Below are 4,717 nucleotides of genomic sequence, written 5' to 3'. Positions count from 1 at the left end.
TCATCCCCAGTTCGAAGGTTGGAAGGGGTTTGATATTTAACCTTAATCCATATAGGTATGGTTCGGGGATTGGTCTGTCCTCTTCGAGTCGGGATAGCATAAATGCTACCTTGAATGGCCCCAGGTATCTGAATATCCAGGGTAATAGAATCGGTGTAGGATTAGAAATCTTCACCATATCAAATGGCTCGGCATTATTGGTCATCAGCAGAGAACCATGGTATCCAGGCCCCCACCACATTGAATCCCGCCCTATTTCAAACTCAATATTGCCAAGGTTCAGCTTTGCATAACCCTTTTCTAAATTAAACTCGGTATTCTCCTCGTTGTTACCCGGGTTTTGATAGTACTTAACTATGGGTTGATAATAGAGAGATATAATATTAAAAAACTTGGTTCGACCTGAAAACTCAAGAAAGAGGTTGTTCTTGTCGCCATGTTTAATCCCTTCATCATTATATAAATTGTATTCTCCATCCAGGAAATCGTATCTAAGGCTTATTTCATCTATTGGTTTAATGAATGTCTCTACCTTAACAGCATCTATTACTCCTAAAATTGCTAATTCATCTTTAAAATTCTTTTTGGCCTTCTTTAAGAGATATTTATTTATTTCGTCTAAAGACACCGGTGGCTTTTCCCCATCTATAGAACGGATTGCTTCGCCAAATAATCTTGCAACCTCAATTCTGGTTAATGGCTTTGTATTCATTGATCCGCTCTCTATTAATCCAGAAGAAGCCAGTCTTTCCAGGGCGGGGTAAACCCAACTATCTAAATCAACATTTACCGATGTTTCAGAAAGTGCCGGGATAGGTAGGACGATGATCAAAAAGAAAATTAAAATTTTTATTATCATCATATAGTTATGTGTATTACAAATGCCTTGAGCCACGAACAAAACGAGCAGGAATTGTCTTTTCATTGTCCTTTGTGTCGCCATACGACATGAATGTTTCATTCTGACTTCTGACTCCTGGATTCTGGATTCTCTGAATTGGAAAAATTTCAAATATCTTGGTAACGTTCAAAAGTTGGGGCAAACTCCTTTTTATGGTAACAACAAATGCCTTTTTCTTTCTGTTGAGACTTCGTTTAATGGAGTTATCCACAACCGCGTCCGCCCTTGCTATTCCTAAGCTGCGGCCGCGGATGTGGATAACTCCATAGAAGATTTGCACTCATCATTCTCTAACATAGAATATGCTGCAAGAAAATTTTGCCCAACCTTTTGAACGATACTAATCTATTTGATCTTTATCCTTGTTATCTTCTTCCATGCGAGTGCTTGAATCCTTTAGAGCCAGCCCCGATTATACCAGGAACCCCATTTTTTGTTCAGGAAGTGTAAGGAAAAGTAAGTTGTGTGTCAAGAAAAATTTGAGAAAAGAATACATCAATGTCTCCATCCGAGGTCCAGGTTCATATCTCTGGGGGCGGTGAGGACGATGGTGGTGAGGATGGACTTCTTCTGTCCCGCCGGCAGGTCGAAGGACCAGGTCCGTGTTGCCGGGTCTTGTTCAGAGGGAGGAGGTTCATGCTGGAGAGACAGTTTAATCCTTTCGTCACGGGCCTGTGGGCAAGGGTCCTCGATGCGAACTCTGACAGGAGATGTCCTGGCATTCTGAACATCAATACGCCAATCCCATTTGTAAGTCTGTTTATCTTCTAAAAATGTCTTTTCCCCCGATTTTTTAGACACTAAAAGTAAATGGGCTGTAACAAGCGGGTCCACGCCAAAAAAGAATGTTCCTTCCTGTCCGGCGAAGGAAAATTTCCGCTTTCCGAGAATGGCTCCGTCTACCATGAATGTGGCCTCTCCCCGGGGGATCTCCATCGGCTCCGGCAGATTGACGGAGGCCCTGACAAAGGCCTGGACACTCAGGCTGGGTCTCATCAGGTGGGTGAAGTCGGCAGGCCATGCGTCCTCCTGGATTTTTACCCGTTGCCGTGATCCTGCCGGTATATTCTTCTTACCTAACTGCCAGAGAGAAAAAGTGCTTTGCCTGATCTGGCGTGGTACAGATGGGAGGGTCTCTGTCAGGTTATCCGCTTCTGAAAATGCCGGCGAGGCCTCTGCTTTATCGTTCTGTCGCCCGCCCTTGAGCCTGATCTCGGGACGTGGCTTGATGATCCAGGGGGGCAGCTCAGGTGGTGTGGACGATGATGCAGGCTGGAGCGTGGCAATGCTTATGTTTACCCCGTTCCAGTCCTGGCCTGAACTTTGCCAGATCTCCGCCTCCCAGAAAAACAATATTCGCCTTTCCTGTGGCCGGGCGTCAAGACGGTACAGGGGCAGCCACCCGCAGCCGGACATGGAATAGGTATACGTCAGCAACGCTTCCTGTGCTTTAGAGCCGGAAAAGAGGACGGTTACCTCCCAGCGAGTTTCCTTTTCCCCCACAATCCGGTTTAGTTCATCCTCCATATCTTTGATCTGTTTATTAAGCCTCTCAAGTTCCGGCTCAGAAGACAGCTTGCCCTGGTACGCCTTCTGGATGTTTTTGCCAATTGCCGAAGCCATGTTGAAGGCATCGGGAATAGTCTTCATTTTCGCCTTGGTCTGAGATTGCCAGAACTGAATCTGGGTCTCGAGAGAGAAGATGGCGGCTTGAAGTGTATTTCTTCCAGCTTTAAGGAACTGGATCTGTTTGCGTAATTCTTTAATTTTCTCCTCATCATGACGGGCAACTTGCCGCCATGTCTGATCTTCGATTCTCAGCCCTGCTTCTTGCGTCAATCGGGTAACAAGCGAATTTGGATCAGCCTGATCGGGAAGGAAGAAAACGGCTCTTTGTAAATTCTTGTCCTCTGGCTGGAGATGCACTTTCGTGACCTCAAGTATCCGGGCAGAACCTGGAAAGAGGGTAACTTCTCTGGGCACAGCCCCGGCAACGAAAGGGTAAAGGCATAAAATAATAGCGATTGCTGCTGTCCGTATCCATGTATAATGCTTAATCATCTCTTTTCCTCGCAGGGGGGGATGCATGTTTTTATTAACGAATCTTTCTTATCCCTACTTAAGGTTCAAATCAAGGCTCCTTTTTACCCGGGCAGCAATTTCTCTTACTTTTTCCATAACTCCCTCTTCATCAATCGTTAAAAGCCGGCGGTTTTGCATGACCACTTTTCCATTGATTAAAACGGTATCCACGTCAGCCCCGCCAATTGTATAGACAAGATGGGAACATTCGTTATATATCGGCGTAAGATGGGGTTTGTTCAAGTTAATGATGATAATGTCTGCCTTCATGCCAACCTGGAGGCAACCCACAAGGTTTTCCACGCCAAGGACCATGGCCCCCTTACGGGTTGCCATCTGGATAACCGTTTCCGCATCCATCAATGTCGGGTCAAGTCTGGCCACCTTATGTAGTTTGGCAGTTGTATCCATCTCCTGAAACATATCGAGATTGTTATTGCTGGCACAACCATCCGTTCCTAATCCCACGACAATACCGGCCTTGATCATGTCGGGTACAGGGGCTACCCCTGAGGCAAGCTTCATATTACTCTCCGGAGTATGAACTACCTTACAACCATGATCGGCAAATATGCGGATATCTTCCTCATCCATACAGACGCAGTGAAAGGCTATCAGGCGTTCATTAAGGCAGCCGATATCTTTCAGAAAAGATATGGCCTTCTTCCCTAATTTCTCGTGTAATTGTTCTGCTTCTGACCGATCTTCAAGAAGATGGACGGCAAGAGGGACATTATACCTGTCGGCCAGGGCCTTCGCATCAATGAGAAGGGAAGCGGAACAGGTATATAGCGCATGGGGTTCAACGATAATATTGATCAGCGGGTCATCCGCCCATTTTTCCAGCAGCATCCGGGTATATGCCAATCCCTCCGCGGGTGTTTTAACATTGGGAGAGGGGAAATCAAAGAGGACTTCCCCGAGAAAACACCTCATCCCGGCCTGTTTGGCTGCCCTGGCCGTCTCATCTTCAAAGATATACATATCGCAAAAGGTGGTCGTCCCGGACCTGATCATCTCCGCACATGCCAGCAGACTTCCCCAGTAAGTCAGCTCTTTATTGACATTTTTTGCCTCCGCGGGAAATATGTAATGGTTTAGCCAGTCCATCAACGGGAGATCATCTGCGATACCCCGGAAACAGGTCATGGCGGCGTGGGTATGACCGTTAATGAGACCCGGCATGATCAGGCAATTCCGTGCGTCAGTAACTTCCTTAGAAACATACTGGCTAGCGATTACTTTCCTTTCCCCGATAGCAATGATCTCCTCTCCCTTTATGGCAATTGCTCCCTCTTGAATCATCGTCCCCCTTTCGTCCATCAGCATGATCCTTCCCCCGGAAACAATTCTGTCCACTTCCCTCATTTTCCAGCATCTCCTTTTTGGAATGTTATTGCCTCTTTATACCACTCATTTAAAATCTTGACACATATTTTTAGAAATAATATAAACTTAGCATTACGCAATTGCAGCCTGGGTGGCGGAATTGGTAGACGCAAGGGACTTAAAATCCCTCGCTCCTCTGAGAGTGTGCGGGTTCGATTCCCGCCCCAGGCACCATAATTTGAAAATATATAGTCAACGACAATAATAAGTAGATAAGATGAAAAATCCTAAATCCGAAACCCTAAATTCAAATGTTCCAAACATTTTGGTCATTCGAATTTTGGATTTGTTTAGGATTTAGATGTTAGAATTTAGAGTTTGATTTATGTCAACTTAGACTTTTAC

3 protein-coding genes and 1 tRNA gene are annotated in these 4,717 nt (G+C 45.6%); 1 reads left to right on the top strand and 3 read right to left on the bottom strand.

The window, feature by feature from the left end; all coding sequences use genetic code 11:
* The 3 genes from QMD03_09850 to QMD03_09840 form a co-directional block, all read right to left on the bottom strand.
* A partial coding sequence (locus QMD03_09850) for a capsule assembly Wzi family protein (protein ID MDI6777514.1) occupies positions 1–862 on the bottom strand: 862 nt, incomplete at its 3' end.
* A gap of 534 nt (positions 863–1,396) precedes the next feature.
* A complete protein-coding gene (locus QMD03_09845) occupies positions 1,397–2,962 on the bottom strand; it encodes a mucoidy inhibitor MuiA family protein (protein MDI6777513.1) in 1,566 nt (521 codons plus the stop codon).
* 54 nt (positions 2,963–3,016) lie between these two features.
* Positions 3,017–4,351: an amidohydrolase gene (locus tag QMD03_09840; GenBank protein MDI6777512.1), complete on the bottom strand. Its 1,335-nt coding sequence runs from the start codon at positions 4,349–4,351 to the stop codon at positions 3,017–3,019.
* 106 nt (positions 4,352–4,457) lie between these two features.
* Between QMD03_09840 and QMD03_09835 the strand changes: the two genes are divergently transcribed.
* Positions 4,458–4,546, top strand: a tRNA-Leu gene (locus QMD03_09835).
* Positions 4,547–4,717 lie beyond the last annotated feature (171 nt).

The sequence above is a fragment of the Syntrophales bacterium genome, from assembly GCA_030018935.1.
In the GTDB taxonomy this organism is placed as follows: domain Bacteria; phylum Desulfobacterota; class Syntrophia; order Syntrophales; family CG2-30-49-12; genus CG2-30-49-12.
The sequence above is the reverse complement of the archived record's forward strand: the minus strand, read 5'-3'. Positions and strand labels throughout refer to the sequence as shown.

Excerpts from the sequence above, each read along its gene's own strand:
- QMD03_09845 (MDI6777513.1), bottom strand. The coding sequence starts at position 2,962 with ATGATTAAGCATTATACATGGATACGGACAGCAGCAATCGCTATTATT.
- QMD03_09840 (MDI6777512.1), bottom strand. The coding sequence starts at position 4,351 with ATGAGGGAAGTGGACAGAATTGTTTCCGGGGGAAGGATCATGCTGATG.